Annotated in this window: 18 protein-coding genes and 4 pseudogenes; 14 read left to right on the top strand and 8 right to left on the bottom strand. The window is 58.4% G+C overall.

The annotated features are described in order from the left end of the window. The first annotated feature begins 277 nt into the window (after positions 1–277). Entirely contained in the window at positions 278–631 is a 354-nt protein-coding gene (locus tag ACSQ36_RS25015; RefSeq protein WP_436184009.1) for a hypothetical protein, read from the top strand. A gap of 628 nt (positions 632–1,259) precedes the next feature. Then, positions 1,260–2,762 (top strand): PLP-dependent aminotransferase family protein, encoded by a 1,503-nt coding sequence (locus tag ACSQ36_RS25010; protein ID WP_436184008.1) that lies wholly within the window; start codon positions 1,260–1,262, stop codon positions 2,760–2,762. Positions 2,763–2,804: 42 nt separating this feature from the next. Here the strand turns inward: ACSQ36_RS25010 and ACSQ36_RS25005 are convergent, their stop codons facing one another. Continuing rightward, on the bottom strand, positions 2,805–3,521 hold the full coding sequence (locus ACSQ36_RS25005) for a helix-turn-helix domain-containing protein (RefSeq protein ID WP_436184007.1): 717 nt from the start codon (positions 3,519–3,521) through the stop codon (positions 2,805–2,807). A gap of 901 nt (positions 3,522–4,422) precedes the next feature. Between ACSQ36_RS25005 and ACSQ36_RS25000 the strand changes: the two genes are divergently transcribed. From ACSQ36_RS25000 to ACSQ36_RS24975, 6 genes and pseudogenes are all read left to right on the top strand, one after another. Continuing rightward, positions 4,423–4,737, top strand: a complete 315-nt coding sequence (locus ACSQ36_RS25000) for a hypothetical protein (protein WP_436184006.1) — start codon at positions 4,423–4,425, stop codon at positions 4,735–4,737. 251 nt (positions 4,738–4,988) lie between these two features. Next, positions 4,989–5,342 (top strand): BON domain-containing protein, encoded by a 354-nt coding sequence (locus ACSQ36_RS24995; RefSeq protein ID WP_436184005.1) that lies wholly within the window; start codon positions 4,989–4,991, stop codon positions 5,340–5,342. Positions 5,343–5,663: 321 nt separating this feature from the next. Then, positions 5,664–6,473: an IS4/Tn5 family transposase DNA-binding protein gene (locus ACSQ36_RS24990; protein ID WP_436184004.1), complete on the top strand. Its 810-nt coding sequence runs from the start codon at positions 5,664–5,666 to the stop codon at positions 6,471–6,473. Then, a pseudogene (locus ACSQ36_RS24985) lies at positions 6,445–6,672 on the top strand (transposase); the annotation flags it as partial. The gene ACSQ36_RS24990 and the pseudogene ACSQ36_RS24985, both read left to right, overlap by 29 nt. A 103-nt stretch (positions 6,673–6,775) precedes the next feature. Then, positions 6,776–7,114, top strand: a complete 339-nt coding sequence (gene tnpB, locus ACSQ36_RS24980; protein WP_436184003.1) for an IS66 family insertion sequence element accessory protein TnpB — start codon at positions 6,776–6,778, stop codon at positions 7,112–7,114. A gap of 63 nt (positions 7,115–7,177) precedes the next feature. Then, positions 7,178–7,638: pseudogene (locus ACSQ36_RS24975) on the top strand (IS66 family transposase); the annotation flags it as partial. Here ACSQ36_RS24975 and ACSQ36_RS24970 read toward each other — a convergent pair. From ACSQ36_RS24970 to ACSQ36_RS24955, 4 genes and pseudogenes are all read right to left on the bottom strand, one after another. Next, a pseudogene (locus tag ACSQ36_RS24970) lies at positions 7,606–7,831 on the bottom strand (IS256 family transposase); the annotation flags it as partial. The pseudogenes ACSQ36_RS24975 and ACSQ36_RS24970 overlap by 33 nt on opposite strands. Positions 7,832–7,906: 75 nt before the next feature. Continuing rightward, complete coding sequence (locus ACSQ36_RS24965) at positions 7,907–8,572, bottom strand: response regulator transcription factor (protein ID WP_436184002.1); 666 nt, start codon at positions 8,570–8,572, stop codon at positions 7,907–7,909. Between the two features lie 70 nt (positions 8,573–8,642). Next, complete coding sequence (locus ACSQ36_RS24960) at positions 8,643–9,014, bottom strand: response regulator transcription factor (RefSeq protein ID WP_436184001.1); 372 nt, start codon at positions 9,012–9,014, stop codon at positions 8,643–8,645. A 78-nt stretch (positions 9,015–9,092) separates the two neighbouring features. Beyond that, on the bottom strand, positions 9,093–11,015 hold the full coding sequence (locus ACSQ36_RS24955; RefSeq protein WP_436184000.1) for a PAS domain-containing sensor histidine kinase: 1,923 nt from the start codon (positions 11,013–11,015) through the stop codon (positions 9,093–9,095). Positions 11,016–11,429: 414 nt separating this feature from the next. On the opposite strand from ACSQ36_RS24955, the gene ACSQ36_RS24950 reads away from it, so the two are divergent. The 6 genes and pseudogenes from ACSQ36_RS24950 (at position 11,430) to ACSQ36_RS24925 (ending at position 15,198) form a co-directional block, all read left to right on the top strand. Then, a complete protein-coding gene (locus ACSQ36_RS24950) occupies positions 11,430–12,413 on the top strand; it encodes an alpha/beta hydrolase (protein ID WP_144158053.1) in 984 nt (327 codons plus the stop codon). A gap of 190 nt (positions 12,414–12,603) precedes the next feature. Next, the gene (locus ACSQ36_RS24945; protein ID WP_436183999.1) at positions 12,604–12,903 is read left to right on the top strand and encodes a DUF4148 domain-containing protein; all 300 of its coding nucleotides are present in this window, start codon (positions 12,604–12,606) and stop codon (positions 12,901–12,903) included. A 51-nt stretch (positions 12,904–12,954) separates the two neighbouring features. Next, positions 12,955–13,380, top strand: a complete 426-nt coding sequence (locus tag ACSQ36_RS24940; protein ID WP_436183998.1) for an organic hydroperoxide resistance protein — start codon at positions 12,955–12,957, stop codon at positions 13,378–13,380. A 161-nt stretch (positions 13,381–13,541) separates the two neighbouring features. Continuing rightward, a complete protein-coding gene (locus ACSQ36_RS24935; RefSeq protein ID WP_436183997.1) occupies positions 13,542–14,042 on the top strand; it encodes a DUF4148 domain-containing protein in 501 nt (166 codons plus the stop codon). Positions 14,043–14,401: 359 nt separating this feature from the next. Next, positions 14,402–14,605: pseudogene (locus ACSQ36_RS24930) on the top strand (transposase domain-containing protein); the annotation flags it as partial. Positions 14,606–14,658: 53 nt separating this feature from the next. Then, positions 14,659–15,198, top strand: coding sequence for a hypothetical protein (locus tag ACSQ36_RS24925; RefSeq protein ID WP_436183996.1), 540 nt, complete (start codon positions 14,659–14,661; stop codon positions 15,196–15,198). A 782-nt stretch (positions 15,199–15,980) separates the two neighbouring features. Here ACSQ36_RS24925 and ACSQ36_RS24920 read toward each other — a convergent pair. The 3 genes from ACSQ36_RS24920 to ACSQ36_RS24910 are packed head-to-tail and all read right to left on the bottom strand — an operon-like array spanning position 15,981 to position 19,830. Continuing rightward, positions 15,981–16,538: a (2Fe-2S)-binding protein gene (locus ACSQ36_RS24920; protein ID WP_436183995.1), complete on the bottom strand. Its 558-nt coding sequence runs from the start codon at positions 16,536–16,538 to the stop codon at positions 15,981–15,983. Next, entirely contained in the window at positions 16,535–17,347 is an 813-nt protein-coding gene (locus ACSQ36_RS24915) for an FAD binding domain-containing protein (RefSeq protein ID WP_436183994.1), read from the bottom strand. The genes ACSQ36_RS24920 and ACSQ36_RS24915 overlap by 4 nt, the downstream gene beginning before the upstream one ends. Then, complete coding sequence (locus tag ACSQ36_RS24910) at positions 17,347–19,830, bottom strand: xanthine dehydrogenase family protein molybdopterin-binding subunit (protein ID WP_436183993.1); 2,484 nt, start codon at positions 19,828–19,830, stop codon at positions 17,347–17,349. The genes ACSQ36_RS24915 and ACSQ36_RS24910 overlap by 1 nt, the downstream gene beginning before the upstream one ends. Between the last annotated feature and the right edge of the window lie 176 nt (positions 19,831–20,006).

Here is a 20,006-nt window from a genome sequence, read left to right as displayed (position 1 = left end):
ATCGAATGGGATCTTGCGTCCTGTGAGGCATCGCTAGTAGCGGTCTGGGGGATACGAGGCCGCACTCGTAGCCGTTGTCAGGAACGAGGCAGTGTTTTTTGAAAAAATCGTTCGATATTGAAATTTCTCATAGGCATCCTCACCCTTGTGTTGCGACTGTTCGGGCTTTGCATCGAGCGCGCCGGCCATACGGCGCCTCGATGTGTAGTCCGGCCATAAGGAAGTCGGGGGCACCCACGCCAAGGGTTAGCCGGTTTTTTCAAACAGTGAATTCGCAATGAAGGTCTTAATCAAAGGGGATCTAAGCACTAGACTTGTGGCGCAGGTTGCGAGAGAAAATTCGCGCGCCAATGCTAAACAGATTCCGGAGTTTCTGATCATGAAATCGCTTATTAATGCTGTCGCCGTTGCGGCCGCTCTTGTTGTTCCCACTGTTACTTTTGCTCAGGCTAGCCTACCCGCAACTCGCGCGGAAGCGCGGGTCAGCAGTCAAAATGCGCCGAACGCCGCTGCGAAGCCAGATGCTTCGGCGACTGGGGTCGGAGGCGTAGTTAGCGGTACGTACTCATCAGGCAAGAATGCCCTGCCGAAGCCTATCGCAGATGTCGACTTCGTACCCGATCACCATTAATCAAAACCGCAGGCGTCGCCGCGCGCGGTACTTCCGTCGCCGCGCGCGGTACTTCGGTAACCTGCTGTACAAGCAACTAGCTTACAGCGCCAGCACTACTAATGCGAAGCAGGCTCTTTGATCCATTCTGGATCAGTAGGGACGTGGCCGAAACGAAGTTACTTCCATCCAAGCGGGCATCGCTCGCTTGGACTTGCCCAGGTCCTGTCTGGCCTTTTAAATGCCCAAGCTCAACCGGGTCGCGGCATTTTGCATCACCCAAGCGGTTTTCCCATACTCTGTGTCAAGACCTGTTTCTATCGGCTGGTCGACTCTTACAGTCAGTTGACCAATTGCTTCGCGTTCCTTGGCAGATCCAGAGAACCTCACGGTTGATTTCCCGCCGTCGGAGCAGTTTTGACAAAACATCTTTGGGGCCAGGCTTTTTCCCGGATCGTTCCTTTTGAATAGCCAATCTCCCGTTTTGAAAAGCCGTGTCGAAAACACCATGATATAAAGCCTCCTGAGGCGGCGAGGATTGGGTTTTAGCCTTTCGTCAACGGAGGATGCAGCATGTTGCGTGACTGCCATCTGCGTCAGGGCCCCGGGTCAGGTTCGACCTTAAGTTATCCATTGCTCAACGGATCTGATGAAACGCTACGAGACGCTCGCCAGCACCCTCGAGGCTGAGATTCGTTCAGGAACTTGGTCGATAGGCTCACGGCTGCCTTCCGTACGTCATCTGAGGACCCAATATGGCGTGGGCCAGTCAACCGTGTTTCGTGCGTATTATCTGCTTGAAGAACGTGGCCTCATCAGCGCTCGTGAGCGTTCCGGTTATTTTGTCGCGCAGGGCGCCTTCCTTTCGACGCTTGCCTCGTCCTCGTCGGCCCCAAAGGAACCAGAGCCAGCCAAGATAGTCAGCGATCTTCTCTTTTCAGTAGTCGAGGCGGCCCGCCACCCCGGCATTGTGCCGTTGGGGTCGGGGTCTCCGTCGCCGGAGTTGTTTCCACTGCCTCGGCTTGCGAAGTCTTTGGCCCGTGCCGCACGCTTCCTGGGCCCCTGGAGTTCCGTCGTGGACATGCCCCCCGGTAACGAACATCTACGGCGACAGATAGGGTTACGTTATTTAGGCATGGGAATTTCACAACCAATCGACGAAATTTTGGTCACAAACGGCGCAATGGAAGCGCTGAACCTCTGCCTCATGTCGGTTACTAAGCCTGGAGACATAGTCGCAATTGAGTCGCCATGTTTCTACGCCGCACTGCAAGCTGTTGAGCGACTCGGGTTACGCGCTATTGAGATCCCGGTAGATCCTCACACGGGTCTGGATCTGGATGTCCTTGCGAACGCGTTGGAGCGCTATCCTATTCGCGCGTGCTGGTTCATGACGAATTTCCATAATCCGACCGGTACAACGCTGACGATCGAAAAGAAAAAAACGTTAGTCTCGCTGCTAACACGGCATGATGTCCCGCTGATTGAAGACGACGTCTTCGGCGAGTTGCACTTTGATACGGAGCGTCCTTTGCCGGCCAAAGCGTTCGATACCCAGGGGCTTGTGATGCATTGCACTTCGCTGTCCAAGACGCTGTGCCCTGGTTATCGCATTGGTTGGGTTACCGCCGGTCGTTACACGGACCAAGTGCGAAAACTCAAGCTTATGACCAGCGTTGCGACAAGCATTCCCGTACAAGCCGGTATTGCGGATTATCTTCAACATGGTGGGTTCGACAAACATCTTCGGAAACTGAGGACCTCACTCCGCGCGCAGATGGCCTCTATGGAATACGCGGTTGCGGAGAACCTGCCACCCGCCGTCGAGTATCACAAGCCAGCGGGTGGTTACTTCTTGTGGCTCAAACTGCCGGCACAGGTTAATGCGATGCAACTGCATCTGCTTGCTCTCCAACGTGGGGTCAACGTCGCTCCCGGTTCTATCTTCTCCTCGAACGATTGCTATCGAAACTATGTCCGTGTGAATTGCGGGCATCCCTGGACATCGAAAATTGAGGGCGCCGTGCGAACCCTCGGCGAACTGCTGACACGGTTAGCCGATACGGGTCCATCCTACGCGGTGTTCCCCTCACAGAAGCTATCCTTGAAGATAGATGCCGAAGGCTGCTCGAGCCCGGTACTCGAGCGGTAAAATTAGACCATGACAATCTGCCGTGGCCGAATCAATTCATCCCTATTCAGGTTCCTGTAGGCTTGCATCGGAATTGCGACCAGCGCTCCTTAAGCGCCATCGCCCGGGGGTTGTACCGATTAACTTCCGAAAGACAGTTGTGAAGTGAGCATGCGTCTGGAAGCCAACCTCAAATGCAATCTGGATCAACGGCATTTCGCCACACGCCAGCAGCTCCTTAGCGCGGTGTAGGCGACGGTGTAGCAAGAAAGCATGGGGCGTCATTCCTGTAGATGCCTTAAACTGGGCGGCGAAATACATTCGACTTAAGCCGGCGTGCTCGGCGATATCTTGCAATGTGATCGGCTCTGCGAGATTGGCATCCATAAATTCAACCACGCGTCTTTGACGCCACGGAGCCAAACCGGTTCTGGGAGGCACGCGCTCGAGGGCACCAGTCTGCAAGCCCATTACCCGAGCTAATACCGCAAGCGAGATGCTATCGGAGCACAGCGACGCACACGGCCCCTCCAACGTCCTTGCATCTGAAAGCGCTCGTGCGAGCGTGCCAATAGAGTTATCGGTTGCGAAGCAGGGATCGCGTAATTCAAATCCGGTCGGGCAGCTTCGTTGAGCGATGTCCTCGTAGGTCGAGACGACGAACGCCTGTGGAATGAACAGATGGATCGCCTCGATTGAACGTCCGAAATTGCAACGCACCTGTTGCCCGGGAGCGGCGACTTGAGTTGCGCCGTACCCGACCGATCCGTTTTTGGTCATACGTCCATCGGAGTAACATTCGAGCGAAGTATGGCCCAGTAGGACGTCAATCGTATAGTGTTCATCGAACGGGTTCGCGTTGAGCTCGTGGGGGCCCTCAATCGATTCGCTCCAGCGGCCAACCGCGAGCACCGCCCCGTGCCCTGGTTGATGCAACTGCGTACTGCGCCGCCAGCTCGACTCCTCCTCTATAGGTGGCGTTTGACGACGTTGGGCTGTGCGCGCGACGTCAGTTACCCCGTTCGTGGCAAGACATAACATAGTTACCTCAACCAGAAGGACACAATTCCCAGAGCAAAAATGCAGGGCTACCACGCCCGCCGTGAACCGCAGGGTCTATCTGAATCATCACAACCGGAAGAGTAGTTGGGCGTAGGCAAGCAAAAAAGTGTCAGTTAGTAATTCTTTTTGGGAAGCAGACAGACACGTTGATGCAAGGCAGCTCCGACGATGGCCATCGCCGTTGCTTCACTGCCTAAGTCTGCACATCATTTGCCGAGTCCCCAAACGTCGTAGAGGCATAACGCGATTGGCCGTCAGGGCTTGCTGCAGCAATCGTGAATGCCTGGAGAGAGACGCCCATCATGCGAGGAACGTGAAGGTCTCTGTCCCCAGCGTGTCGTGTTTTCAATTCGCACGGCGCGTGATGCAATTTTTCCAACTTACCAAGAAACCCATTTAGGAACTGGGCCCACGGTGTACTCGCTGGCCACACGCCCGACAGCATTTCAGTGCATATCGAAAATGAATCCGCAAGTTTTGAACGGGTACGCTCCACCCTGGCGGGGACAATCTATGTATGCACACCTAGCTGAGTGTGCTATTGGCGTGCTGCAGGGCGACGGCGCATGAGGACGACGTAACCCCATCCCGCCGAATCAACCCATCCCAGGAGTGCGCTATGTACCTGAATCAAATCCGCTACGGAGTCTTGGCCGCACTGTTGTTTCTGATGGCCGTTACGTCATCCGCAATTTATGCCGATGCATTCGCGCAGGCATCGGGCCAACCAGTCGCTGCTTCCAGCAAGGCAGAGAGGGCGATTGATCATCGGTTTGCCCGATTGGAACGACGTGCACTGACCCACCACCCAGACGTCGAAGTGGATGACGTTCGTATCGTCGCTAAGCATGGAGTGGTGACCTTGAGGGAAGCGTCCCAGAAGGCGAGCAGATCGCAAAAATCGGCGACGTCATGCGCGGTGTGCGAGGTGTAAACTCGGTGAACAACTACCTTACCATCCGGGAGCAAGGTAAGCGACCAGCAAGCCCATCTTGAGTTTGGCTTTGGAGCTTGGGAGTATCGTGTCTAAACGAATAAGCGGACACGTGAACACTATCGAATCGGAACCGTGTAATGTAAAGCCCGTTTTGGCAGGAACGCGTGCCGTCCTCCGTACGCACATGCTCTTTCGCAGGCAGATTCCCCCTTACACGATCCTTAAAATCATCACTGTGGAGTTTGGCCATGAAACCGATTTTCGCAAAACTCGCATCAACGACGGCCCTATCCTTCGCATTGGCGTTTGCTGTCCAGTCGACAGGCGCCGTCGCACAGACCGACGCCTCGAGTGCGCCCACAAGCCGCGCGGCAGCCCGGAAGGCCAATCATCAATTGGAACATAACGTAGAGAGAGCGCTGATAAACGCCAAGATCGACATCACCGACATTCGCATCGTGGCGAAACAGGGCCAGGTTGGCCTCGACGGCGAGGTCGCCAACTCGGGCGATATCGATAAAGCCGCCGATGTCGCGGGTAAGGTCCCAGGTGTAACCTCCGTCAAGAACTACATCACTGTTTATGAGGAAGGCGGTAAATAAGAAGGCAAGTTGGTCATGAAATCGTCACGACCAACGCCGCACGAGTCTTCGGAGCCGGTTAGCGATGATCGTGTCAGATAAGCAGTTGGCCATCATGGGACCATCGGCGCGGAGGCTCCCGAGTTAGTACGCGTGTATAAGTGGTACTAGCTGGAATCATAGTCAGCCAAGTTTTCAAGGTCGATCTCGGTATCCTCTCTGTGGGCACAATATGCGTACGCGACCAATTGAACGTAAGCGGCCAGCAAACCTTGCAGTCACCCACTTCTTTACTGCTAAACTTGGTATCCAGGCATACGTCATGACCAGTGCGCGCGCGCGATGGCGGGCAAACAGCGGGCGGTCGATCGGGCTTGGTTCGAGAAGGAGGTCGAGGCAAGCGAATTTCAGGATGCCAGACTACGCAAGCGTTTCGGCATGGTGTTGGAACGGTTGTGGTCGGGCAAGGGCCAGACAATTCCCTTCGCATGTCAGGATTGGGCCTCGACCAAAGCGGCTTATCGGTTTCTGTCTAACGATCGGGTCAGCGCACAGGATATCCTGATCGGTCACTTCCAGGCGAATGCTGATCGCTTCAGGACGACGCGGGGCCCCATTCTCATCCTGCAAGATACGACGACATTCTCTTATCAGCGCGAGCGTCCAGAGCTAATCGGCTATACGGGCAAAATGTCGATCAAGCTGGGAAAGAATGGCTCGCTAAGACCACTGACTCAATGCGGCATCCTGATGCATTCGAGTCTGGTTGTTACCACCGACGGATTGCCACTGGGCCTGGCTGCGGTGAAATTCTGGACCCGGAGTAAATTCAAGGGCTGTACGGCGCTGAAGCGGCACGTCAATCCCACGCGGGTCCGATTGAGGAGAAGGAGAGCTACCGCTGGCTGGAGAACATGCGCCAGTCAACGGCCCTGCTCGGCGACCCAGTGCGTTGCATCCACGTTGGCGATCGGGAAAGCGACATTTACGAACTGTTTTGCGCGGCGCACGACCTGTGCACATACTTTCTTGTGTGAACCTGTGTCAACAGGCTCGCAGGCGATGGTCAGCACACCATTGCGGATGAGAGTAAGCGACCAGCAAACCCATCTTGAGTTTGACTGTGGCGCTTGGGAGTATCGTGTCCACTAAACGAATAAGCGGACACGTGAACACTATCGAATCGGAATCACTCCCTGAGCGTCGTCGGCAACGCTATAGCGAGGAGTTCACGGCCCAGGTGGTAGCGGCTTGCCAGGGAATCGGCGTGTCGGTTGCGGCGGTCGCGCTGGAACACAGGCTCAACGCGAATTTGCTTCGGCGCTGGATCGATCAGGCAGAAGGTCGACTGCCCAGGAGGCCGTTGGGCCGCCCACCAGCCACGCCAGCGTCGCTGCCAGCCTTTGTGCCAGTACCATTGGGAACACCCGATTCGCACTCGTCCGAGATCCGCATTGAGGTTCGCCGTGGAGGTGTGGCTGGCAGTCGATCCGCTGGACATGCGTGCCGGCTTAGATACGGCGCTGGCTCGGGTGGTCAAGGTATTCGGCGCCGCTCATCCGCACCATGCTTACCTGTTCTCCAACCGGCGAGCCAACCGTCTGAAGGTGCTGGTTCACGACGGAATCGGTATCTGGCTGGCAGGGCGACGCCTGAGCGAAGGACAGTTCGTCTGGCCTCACGCCGGCAGCGAACCGAAGCAACACGCGCTCACGCAGGAACAGCTCGCAGGCCTGGTGGTGGGTTTGCCGTGGCAGCGCATCGGCCCGAACGGTGTGATCCGCGTCGTATAAGGCCAACAGGGACGTAAACTGTTGCGCTTCCACGGTGCCTGGGGTTCTGGCAGACTGGTTTGCATGAACCTGCCCGCCGACCTCAACACCCTCAGCCCTGAACAGTTGCGCACGCTCGCCGCGCAGCTGATTGCCCAGGTGCAGGAGAGAGACCGGGAGATCGAAGAGAAGGCGCGGGAGGTCAAGGAGAACGAACGCGAGCTGCATTACCGGCAGACCCGTATCGAGCAGTTGAGCCACGAGATCGCCATCCTCAAGCGCCAGCAGCTTGGCCGGCGCAGCGAACAGCTCAGCAGCGAGCAGATGAACCTGCTGGACGAAGCAATCGACGCCGATCTGGCCGCCATCGAACTGGAGCTCGAGCAGCTTCAGCCACAAGCAGCAGCCGACCCGTCACCCCGGCAACCGAAGCGCGCATCGCTCCGGCGCAACTGCCGCGCACGGAGATCCACCACGAGCCGGACAGCACCGTGTGTCAGTGTGGCTGCGAATCAGATCGTGATGTTGAAACGCTCCGGGCAAAGCGTGTGAACTGTATCATCGTGCTTTTCCAATCGTGCGACACCTGTTCCATTTGGCGACGACGTTACGCAGCGCGAGCCCGATCAGCCTGGGCGCGGTCTCGCCCGAGGCGAAATAGCCGCGCGCCCTGATGACTTCGCGAAACTGCATGTACACCGACTCAATTGCATCGGGCGCATATCCGATTTTTCTAATTTGAATGTCGACCTTGCAGCGCACCCGGCGCCAGGCCGGGCAACAGCATGCCGGATGCGTGGTCGGCCGCGCCAGTCAGCGGTCGTTATTCTGCCCGTAGCGCGAAATTCGTTCGCGCACACCGAGCGCCTGGGCCATCAACACCAGGTCGGCGAGTGAATCGGCTTCCATCTTTTTCATCAGATTGCCGCGATGGATCTTGACGGTGATTTCGCTGAGTTCGAGTCGGGCGGCTATCTGCTTGTTCATCAGCCCTGCCGACACGAGCCCAATTACCTCGCGTTCGCGCGGTGTCAGGCTGTCGAAGCGCGCGCGCAGCAATGCCTTTTCACGCGAGACGATGCGTTGTTCACGACCTCGGGCGATCGCCTCATCAATCGCAGCCAGCATTGCCTCCTCAGCGAACGGCTTCGACAGGAACGTGATCGCTCCCGCGCGCATCCCGCGCACGGTCATCGGGACGTCGCCGTGACCGCTCATCAGAATCACGGGCAACACCGACTCGCTCCCGGCCAGCTCCTGCTGGAAATCGAGGCCGTTAAAGCCACGCAGCCGCACGTCGAGGATCAGGCACGCCGCAGAATCAGCCTCGTCGCACTCAAGGAACTCATCGGGACCACCGAACGTGCGGACCCGATGGCCGTTCGATCGCAACAGCGTGTCGAGTGATTCGCGGACGTCTGCATCGTCATCGACGACGCATATCAGATCACCAGCGGGCAGGGAGCATGGTTCGTTCATTGTGGATCTCATTGGGCAGGGTCATGTTGTGGTGTGCCGGGCATGAGCGGTCGACATACCAACTCCGGTTTCAGGCGTCGAGCAGCGCCTCGACTTCAGCCAGCAGCCATTCGGGATCCGCCGGTTTTGAGACAAAGCGCGCGACACCCAACCTCCGCGCCTTCTCGCGCGCCTCAGGTGTCGGATATGCGGTCATGAGTATTACCGGCACATTGCGGCCCAGTCGCGTCAGTTCACGCTGCAGGTCGAGTCCGTCCATGCCTTGCATGTGCAGATCGGTAATCACGCATTGCATCGCCGACAACTCCGACGACGCAAGCAGCGATTCGGCCGCGTCGAAACTCCGGATGGAGATCCCCGCCGTCCGAAACAGCATGCCGATGCTGTCTCGCACCTCTGCGTCGTCGTCGACGATGCCAATCAAAGAGTCGCTGCAGTCCACGTTATCGTCCTCATTGCGGCTGACCCGCGATTCCAAGGAGCCGATGTTAGCGCCACGCATTTCAACGTGGCAATCATATCAAGGTTTGATTTCGCTCTCGGGAATCCGATCGCCGCATACGACAGGCAACGTGAATATGACCTGGGCGCCCGGCTCGCCGCCGTTGTTCGAGGCGCTGATCTGGCCTCCTTGCGCCTCAATGATAGAGCGGCAGATGGACAGGCCCATCCCCATCCCATCTACCTTGGTCGTGAAGAACGGCTCGAAGACATGAGCCCCGCCATCCGTAAAACCGGGGCCGGAATCCCGCACCGCGAGCTGGACCATCCCGTCGGACTGATGCGTCGCGCGGATCTGAATCGCCCGTTCGCCGCCGGTCGGTTCGCGCATCGCCTGGATGCTGTTCATCACCAGGTTCACGAGCACCTGCTGAACCTGCACACGATCGGCGCAGACCCTCGGCAGCCCACCCTCGATGGTCTGCGTTAGCGTGATGCCGGCGCCCCGCGCTTCGCGCTGGATCAGCTCCATCGCGTCATCGGCGAGCTCGGCGACGTCGAGAAGCTCGACCTGGGGGGCCTCCTTGCGCGCAAGCGACCTGACACGCCCGATCACGTCGGCCGCGCGCGTGCCGTTTGACGTGATCCTTTCGAAGCAGCGCTGGACCTCACCCAGGTCCGGGTCGGCGCGCCCGAGCCAGCGCTGACCCGATTTCGCGAAGTTGACGATCGCCGTCAGTGGCTGATTGACTTCGTGTGCGATTGACGCCGACAACAGGCCGAGCATCGACACCCGCGCCGCATGCGCAAGTTCAGCCGAAGCCTGCTCGATCCGTGCGCGCGCTTCGTTACGCTCCGTTACGTCGAATGCCATCACGAGCACATGTGAGCCGCGCTCGCCCTCGGGCAACTGCGTCACTCGCAGAACGATGTCCGCAACGCGGCCGCTCGGCGTCACGATCCGGGTTTCGCTCTCCGCCATATGAGCCCCGCGCGTGAGTGCCGCAAGGATCCGCGCGAAGCCGGCTCGCGCCTCGGGTAGATTTGCCCGGCACGGGTTCGAACCAATCAGCTTCTCGACCGTGCCCGTCTCGAACAGATCGACTGCCGCCTGGTTGCCGTCTCGAACCACCGCGCCAGCGATCGCGCGCTCGACGATGTCCGGCCGGCCGGCCAGCCACACGTCGATGGGCAGGTGGGCCGGCGAGCCATCGGCAGCAATCCGCAAGGCTGTCGACCAGTCCGACTCCCATGCGGCGAAGCCGGCGAGATCGAACATTGTCCGGTAGCGCTGCTCGGACACGCGTCGCTCGAGATCAGCGCGTCGTAGTTCGGTCAGATCCGCACTCGACTCGATCACACCGATCGCTCGCCCCGTCGGATCCCGCCGCGCGAGCCAGCGACTCGCCAGCACGATGCGCGTGCCGTCGCGATGGGTCCGGATTATTTCGCCGGACCATTGACCGTCCGCATGCAGCGTCGATCTGACCTCGGCTGACGGGAATTCACACATGAGCAGATCACTACAAACACGGCCCACCGCTTCCTCACGTGTCCAGCCATAAAGCTCTTGCGCGCCATCGTTCCAGTAGAGGATCACGTCGTCTGGATCGCGAATGATAACCGTGTCGTGCGTCAACTCGAGAATTCGCGCCTGTTCACCAAGCGTAGTCCGGATAAAACGGTCACGCAGCGACAGGAGCGTCGTGATTGCGATCGCCGCAAGGCTTACGCCGTACCCCAGTAACGCACTACCCGCCATCCCGTCGAGATGACCCATGACAAACGACTGTGTCGCAAGCGCGGCAGTCACGGCACCTGCCGCGAGCACGTAGCGCCGGCCAAACGGTGCGACAAGCAATATCACGGCGAGATAGAGCAATGAGACTGCGCCTTCGAACGGCGCCAGCGTATCAAATGCGCAGATCGCCAGCTCAATGCCTGTCGCAATCGTCAATGCGAGACCAATCGAGGCCCCCACCACTATTCGTTTGCCAATCATAAAAGACATGTCCGGTCAGTGCAGTGTGTTACTGGAAGGTCGATGCCACATCGACGGGGACGATTGTAACCACTACAGGACGCGTGATGACGCCTCCCCTACCTTGGTATGAACCGCACCAGCGATCCTCCCTGAGCTTGCCCGCTTCTCCTTTCCAGTCATGGGCCTGCAGTGCCTCCCGGATCCCATGAACGCGTCCCTCATACCTAGGCATGAATTTCCTGAAGCCGCCAGGACGGCTAACTTTGCATCCATCGCAGCACCGCACACACCTGGCAACAGGATGCGGTCCCGCGATGCGATCAAAGCACCGAACCGTGTACCCAACCTTTCAGATCATCTCATTACCGTTCAGGAGTCAGCACCATGAAACACCTCGCCAAACTCGCCACTGTTCTCGCAGGAGCCACCATCATGAGCCAGGCCGCCATCGCACAAGACGTCGCCACCGACCCCCACCTCGACCCGCAGGTGCGCTCGTTTCTCGTCGACATCAACAAGGACAGCAGTGAATTCTGGAAGCTACCGCAACCGCAACCGCAGGATATCCTGACCGGCCTGCAGAACAAGACACCGGTCGACCTGTCGGGCGTCACCACCACCGAACGCACGATGAGCGCCGACGGCCATTCGTTCAAGGTCTACGTCATGAAGCCCGACCATGTGCAGGGCAAGCCCGGTGTGCTGCTGTTCATCCACGGCGGTGTGTGGATTGTCGGTAATTTCGCTAACCACCAGCGACTGCTGCGTGACCTCGTCGTCCAGTCAGGGCAGATCGGCGTGTTCGTCGACTACACACCGCTGCCGGACGCCAAATTCCCGACCCAGCTCGACCAGTCGTACGCGACGCTCAAGTGGATCTCGGAGCACGCCGCTGATTTCGGTGCCGACGGCAGCCGGATCGCAGTCGCCGGCAACTCGGTGGGCGGCAACATGGCTGCGGCGCTCACGCTGATGGCGAAGGATCGCCAGGGCCCGAAGATCAGCTATCAGGCACTGCTGATTCCGGCTACCGACGCGAGCGTCGATACGGATTCCTATCATCAGTACGGCACGGACCGCTTCCTGGCGCGCTCGTTCATGCAGTACGGCTGGGACCTGTACGCGCCCGACGCGAAGACGCGTGACAACCCGTATGTTTCGCCGCTGCGCGCCAGCGCCGACGAACTGAAGGGCCTCCCGCCGGCACTCGTCGTGACCGCCGAGAACGACCCCCTGCGTGACGAAGGCGAAGCTTACGCCCGAAAGCTGAAGGAGTCTGGAAACGTGGTGGCCGCAGTGCGCTACAACGGCACGATTCATGACTTCGTGCTGCTCAACGCGCTGCGTCACGTACCTTCGACAGAGGCCGCGCTTCAACAGATCAGTGACGGAATCCGCGCGCATATCGGTCAGTAAGTATCAGGACGGCCCGGCACAACCTTGATGTACCGGGCCGTCCTTGCACCATCAGATGGTCACCGTTTCATAGAAGAGCTAACGCGATCGTCCCGGTGCTGGGCGCAACCGGATGAGGAATGTTGCAGGTATTACTTTCTTAACCATTTATCTATCTATTGATAGATAGCAACAACAAGGAATGTTAATCATGACCACCAGACTGCTTGCAGCACTTGTCCTTTCCGGCGTGATCGCTGTCCCCGCATTTGCGGATGGTGACCATGGCTATCCGTCGGTCAACCCCGTGCAGGCGGGCACCCTCAGCCGCGCCGACGTGAAGGCTGAGCTGGCCCAGGCCCGCGCTGACGGCCAGCTCGAATTCTCGCAGACGAACTACCCGGCACTGCCCAGACAACCGCAGGTCGACAGTCTTACCCGCGCTCAGGTCACTGCTGAACTGGCACATGCACGCGCCGCGCACGATGTCTCGACTGACCTGCATAGCTGATACCTGTTTGCCACCATTTCCTTACGCAATCCCCTTTATAGGAGCTTCGCCATGTCCCTCGAAAAAATTCTCTATCTCGCCCATGCTCACGCCACTGGCGGCCGTGACGGCCGAGCCATCGTGCCCGCAGGCAACCTGGATTTCAAGCTGACCACGCCCAGGGAACTCGGAGGTGCCGGCGGCGAAGGCGCCAACCCGGAGCAACTGTTTGCCGCTGGCTACAGTGCGTGCTTCCTCGGCGCGATGAAATTCGTCGCCGCACGCGACAGGATCGCCATTCCGGCAGACGTTTCGATTGATGGCAGCGTCGGTATCGGCGCGATTCCAAACGGCTTCGGCATCGAAGTCGAGTTGAAGATCTCGCTGCCCGGCATGGAGCGCGAAGCGGCCCAGACGCTCGTTGACCGGGCCCATGTTGTCTGCCCGTACTCGAACGCTACGCGCGGCAACATCGACGTCACCCTGACGCTCGTTTGAGCGGCTGACATCCTGGAGACGCGCCAGCGGCGAGTCTCTAGCGAGTATGAACAGGACCCGGAGCGAACCGACTGCATAGCGGCGCTGCGCTACGGCTCTGACGATATTGAATGAACGTACGCCAAACCCACGGACCTTGATCACACATTGGAGTAAACATAATGAACAGAAATCTCGCTGCCCCGTTGCTGCTCGTCGGCACAAACCTTCTCGCAACGGCCTTGGTGGCCGCAACAGCTTTCCTGGCGGCACCGGCCTTTGCGAGCGGCTATGGCCCAGCACCGTCGTATAGCCCGACTCACAGCGCTCCGGATTCGGAACGCGGCCAAAGCGCGTTGACGCTCGCGGCGCAATCGCAGACCACTGACGACACTGCTGATACACACGGCAATGTGCCGCTCAGCCGTGCCGAGGTACGCGCCGAACTGGGCCAGCTGGAAAAGGCTGGCTACAACCCGGCCCGTGGCCGCGATCCCGATTACCCGGCCGACATCCAGGCCGCTGAAGCCAGGGTTGCTGCGCAAAATGCGCAAGCCGCAACGGCACAGGTTCACGTCGGTGATTCCAGCGGCGTTGGTGGTGTCGTGACGGGTGTGTCGGCTTCGGGCGCCCCCGCCATCGCGGTTGTTACCGGCTCGGGTTCGCTTTACTCCCGTCATTAAACCATCGGCCGGGTGAGCCACTGGCGCCGCACCCGGTTGCCGGCACCGCCCACTGAATGCGTAGCATATCTCCGCTCTCAGGCTCACCAGCTAATATGCAGATGCGGAAGTTGCTGTCCGCCACATTCCATACCGTCAACGAAACTCGGGCTCGCGTGGAGCTTCGGTTCCTGCAAGGTCTGTAGTTATGTAAGCTCGATAGCCAATGTCGAAAGCCCATCAATGTTTGCCTCGATGCCACGACCTCGATAATCCGGGGGCGCGGCATCGTTTCGCAAGTGTCTGCTCCTGCCATCCCGATAAGACTTTCCATAACTACGAGGTGACGATACCGGCGATTAGAGAAGCATATCCATAACAGGGCCAACTGGTTGTTCGCCGGCTCACTGCGGGCGGGTCAGCGCGCTGCCGCCATCATGAGCCTGATACGCTCGGCACAACTCAACGGGCACGACCCGCACGCCTATCTGAAGGATATCCTCACGCAATTGCCGGCACACAGAGCCGGCGACATTACCACGTTGTTGCCACACCGGAGGCAGTCGACACAGATCAAGGCTTGAACAACTTCCGACGGCCTCGTTATGCCGAGTGACATCCAACAGACCGAGATAGCATGAAACGCCTTAAGCAATACAAGACAACGATAATCGCCGTCATGTTGTTTGGCTTATTGATCGTCTACCCGTTCATGGTCATGGTGCTGAATCCCGTCCCGCCTGAACAGGCTCTTACCCGCTATGTCGGATGGGTCTCGCTAAGCAGGTATGCAAGTGACCAAGTGCGAGTACGACTCGCGGATGGCCGCACGCTGGACGTTGCTTTCCCATCCGCAAACTATTCGACATTGAAGGGGTACGGTGAATCTGTCGTTTCGACTGAATCAAAGCAGCACTTAAAGGATGGTTGCGCGGGCACGGTTTCCGTTGATCGCACCAAAGTCCTCTTCCCGATCGTCTCAGTGAGCCGAGTTTGGAAGCTTGAATGCAAAAGCGGGGAACTTGGTTACCTCACTTTATCGCACGCATATCAGGACGTGCTGCGCGGGACCTATTGGATCGATGGCGTAGCGAACGTTCTAGCTTTGATGTTTATCGTTCTCATCGCGCTTGTAGATCGGAAAAGACTGTCGCTTGCGCAACGGATTGGCGACTGATCCATGACGATCACGCTCATTCGATCGGCTTGCACCACACGGAGAGCAGTCGTCAACTTTGGGTGTCAAGACGGGATTGCTAGCCGCTTACTGCTCACCGACATTCAACTGGGATATGAACTCGCCATGAACCGAAGTGGGTAATTGCAAGCTCGGTTTGACGCTTACAAGGCAGCTAACATATCGCGGAGAGAAAAGCTTCCAGAAGTCCCCGCCACCGTTACTCGCTCTGGCGAACGATGCAGAGCGCGAGTGGGCGATACACGCGTCGAGCTTCATCGACATATTGAGCTTTTGGTCTTCGTTTGGCGTGGCTCTCCGGCTCCGTAAGCCTGACGCGTCGAGCTCCGTTGCGGAGCGGCATGCAAACGTTCGACGGTCGCCCCCCTCACAACACATGGCGTTTGAGAATACAGAATCTGGAGCAGCCGTATCGAATCCCGCAATCTCATTCCAGTAGAACGAAACCACTCCTCGGTACGGAGCGCATTAGCAACACGGTGTTTAGCTCCAAGCGAATCGCCCGTCACACCTTGATTGCCGGCGTGCCGTAACCGTGGCGCAGACGGTCGAGGGCGGGCTCAAGCGCCCTTTGGAGACGGCTATCATCACGGCGCAGCCAATGCGCACGGAACGTATCTAATGCAACCATCCAGAACCAACAAGTGAGGCGAACGACGCCTTGCGATGAGCTGTTGATAGAGATACGCCGTGTCCTGTCTGGACTGGTTATCCTGACTCTGACGAAGGGGACTAGAATGCGACTCTGGCCGCATTGGGCATCACACTTCAGAATCGTCCCGTTCGTATTTGTCACAAGGCGCCGAACACCGCCTGCGGGCCGCCGCCTCATGAGTAGCCGCGACCAGATTCATATACCCAGTACATCGACACAGGTTGCCTATCAACGCATCACGAATCTCCTTGTCGGTCGGTTCGGGATTGTTATTCAGCAGATCGTCCAGCGCAAAGAGATGGCCCGGCACACAAAAGCCACATTGAAAAGCATCACTCTCCCATAACGCCTGCTGAAGTGGATCAAGCTGCCCATTTCCAAACCCCTCGATGGTCACGATATCACTACCGTCAACGCTCGCGGCTAGGATCAGACAGGATTTGGCGACACGACCGTCGATCCTAAGAGTGCACGCGCCGCAGTCTCCGTTGTAGCACCCGACGTGCGTGCCGGTCAGGCCGAGGTTGCCGCGCAGCACGTCCACGAGTAACTGCCGGTCTTCTATGTGAACCCGTTGCCTCTTGCCATTTAAGGTGACCGTCAACATACGCCCTGGCGCCGGTGAATCTGCTTCGATACTCTGCTCCTGAATGACGACGGTCATAGTCTGAACTCCTCAAATTCGTCGAAAGCTCTGCGGGCAGCAACCGCCGCAACAGCTGCCCGATAGCTGCCGGGCGCCAGTTCATCGGACCACGGTGACGTAATCGTATCGTTTACCAGTTGTTCGAGTTGCTGCGGCTTATCGAACTCAACCCTAAACGGCACGGCTTCTACTGCGCCTAGTGTTGCGGACAACACACCACTTTTGATATCTCGAACAACACAGGCTGTTACGATTGGCCAAGACCCAGAACTGTGCTTGATCTTGCAATAACCTGCCCGCTCCGTTCTCGCGAAGGCGACCGACGTAACGAATTCTCCCGGCGCTAGTGCCACCTTAAGCGCTCCGAGGAAGAAATCCGACGCCGGGACTTCCCGAAAACCACCCGGGCCGTGTACACGCACGTTCGCCTGCAAAGCAACGAAAACGGCGGGTACCTCAGTCGAAGGAAAATTAAGGCACGCTGACCCGACCAGCGTGGCCTGCTGCACGAGTTGTCTGCCGCCGGTAACGCCGCGCGCGAACCGAGGCAGAAGCGGTGCGGAGTCTTTCAATGCGACTGAATGGAGCACATCGTCATACGTCACCCGTGCCCCTATTTGGACAGCATCATCCGAGACGACTATTTCGCTCAGACCGAGGTCCGCCAGATCCACCACATTACTCACGTGGATCTCGTCACGATTCATCTTTGGTAGAAGCATGGTCCCACCGCCAAGTACAGCGATATCGCCCGCGTGCTCAGCAAGTAGCTGGCTTACTGCCTCGAGTGACGATGGACGGTGATAGCGAAGTGCTGTGCGAATCATCACCGCTCTCCTGCGAGAATCGCGGACAGAACAGTCGGCGGGTTAAGTGGCAGTTGATGAACCGTTATGCCAAGCGGCAACAGCGCGTCATTGACTGCGTTGGCGATTACAGCCATGGCGCCGCCAACCCCGCTTTCTCCAGCGCCTTTCGTCCCAAGCAACGTGAACGGTGATGGCGTGTGCTGGTGTGCAAGATGGATTGTCGGCAGATCAGGGGCTCGAGGGAGTAGATATTGCTTTAACGTCTGTGCGACCGGCTTTCCGTTCTCCCCGTAAGGCAACTCTTCCCACAGCGCGCCCCCAATACCCTGAGCTATCGCCCCGTAAAGCTGGCCATCCACGAAGCGCGGTGTGATGATGACCCCACAGTCATCCACCGCATAATAGCTATCTAGCTTTACGAGCCCAGTTTCAACGTCGACTTCCACGACTGCCACGTGAGCCGAATATGGGAAAGTCGGGTACGGCGAAAAACGACCTTTCTCGTCGGGGATATGATGAAAATTGGTCGGACGCCCTACCTTCGTAACCTCAAGCAGCGGCTGGTCCAGTCCGGGCGTCACCAGTACACGTCGATATATCGTATCTGCGAGCTTCGAAAAGGTGATTGACTTGGTCCTTTCAAGTACCGAGCGAACCTCCCCTTCGGCAAATTCAACATCTTCCGCATCGCATTCAAGCACGATGGCCGCAGCCGAACGCATGCGGTCCCGGATTTCACGCGATGCAAGTACTGCGGCTGCGCCTCCGGTTGCAATGCTTCGACTGCTGAAACTACCAAAGCCGTAGGGACAAAGATCAGTGTCGCCCTGCACTACCGACACCATGCTGATGGGAATGCCAAGCTCGCGCGCAACAAGTTGCGCGAAGCTGGTTTCGTTGCCCGTGCCCGGGCTCGTCACCCCGGTCAACACAGTGACGGTTCCGCTTGGAGCGACGCGGACGGTCGAGGTATCAAAGCCGCGTACGAAGCTGCCGGCAAAATCGCCCCCCTCCGGCGTCAGTTCGAAAGCGACGCCAATGCCCAGATGCCTGCCTGCAGCGCGTGCTTCCCGCTGACGCGTACGCAGCCCGTCATATCCGGCAAGTTCGAGCACCATGTCCAGAGCGCCGACATAATTACCCGAGTCCAGCCGCTTGGCGGCGGTCCAATAGGGAAAAGCATCGGACGGAATAAAGTTGCGCCGGCGGACCTCGGCCGGATCGAGCTTGAGGCGCTGCGAAATCATGTCCATGATGCGCTCAAGCGCCAACGCTGCCTGCTCCTTTCCGTAGCCTCTGTAACCATTCCACGGAGCCTTGTTGGTGACTACCGGAGAGGACTGAACCTCGTAGTCCTTAATCTGGTATGGCCCTGGGTAGGTCATTGCGGCAGCAAAAGTCATTGTCCAACCGCCCCAGGTTTCCAATGCCCCGATGTTGCCCAGTATTCGAGCCGTAAGGCCTTGGACTCGTCCGTCGCGATCAAAGCCGACCTCGAAGCGACTGACGAAATCGCGCGCCCCGACAAGAAGACACTCCGCTCGGGTTTCCAACCATTTAACCGGTGCCCCGACAAGCTTGCTCAGGATGCAGACGAGAGGCTCTTCAGCGTAGCCGTTAAATTTGTGTCCGAACCCTCCGCCAAGCCTTGTCGCGACAACCCGGATCTTATCTTCCGACAAGCCGAGCATGGTGCCGAGGTTCGTACGAAGCGGGTGCGGATTTTGTGTTGAGCCCCAGAACGTTAACTTCCCGGCCCGATCCCACGATGCAACGTAGCCTCGCGTTTCCATCGGAGCACATTGGTGCCGCCCGACTCTTACTTCATCTGAAAACCGGAACTCCGCAGCCGCAATCTTCGCGGATGCATCCCCCTCAGCAAACCGGAAGGTCCCGACCAGGTTGTCGTCCCACTCAGGAAAGACTCTAGGCGCCCCCTCTTTTGCCGCCTCTTCGACGTCCAGGAGCGCCGGCAACGGCTCGTAGTCAACCACGATCTTGCTAGCCGCCGCTTCTGCGTCGGCCAGGCTCCTCGCAACAACGGCCGCAATCGGCTGACCAACCCAACGCACGACGTCGACTGCCAGACAGCGGAACTCGAAGGTACGACAGCCAACCAGGCTTGGCTCGAAGAACGCTGGCATTGGACCCACGAGATTTAACGCCTGTGCGCCCGTCAATACGACGTGTACACCCAGACTGCGCTCGGCGTCGTCGATACGAATTGAGCGAATCCGCGCATGGGGATGCGGACTGCGCAAGATCGTCGCGTGCAGCAGGCCGGCTGGTGCAATATCATCCAGAAATTCTGCCCGCCCAGAAACGAGTAGATCTCCATCCCGTCGAAGTGGGGATTGGTCTACATTGGCCGGATATTGCCCCACGGCGCCTTTTGTCGACACGGCACCGTGGCGCAAAGCGGTCGGGGCAATCGGCTCGATCGGGGTGTCAGGTGCTGCCGACTCTTGCCAGCTGTCGGCGTTGGTCGTCACTGTTGCCATTTGCTGTCTCCATGAACCGGATTTTTTAGTTGGAGTGGAGTTGGGCAGGGTCTACACCCGTTTCGCCTAGCCGTCCTCGCATCGGTCCTCTTTCTGTCGGCGCGCGATATGGCCCGCGCGCTTACCGGGAACTTCTTTAAACATCGACGCCAGTATCAAGGCGCCAGATAACCCTG

This window comes from Caballeronia sp. LjRoot34 (genome assembly GCF_964253815.1).
Classification (GTDB): domain Bacteria; phylum Pseudomonadota; class Gammaproteobacteria; order Burkholderiales; family Burkholderiaceae; genus Caballeronia.
Note: the sequence above shows the minus strand (reverse complement) of the source record. Positions and strands in the feature narration are given on the sequence as shown.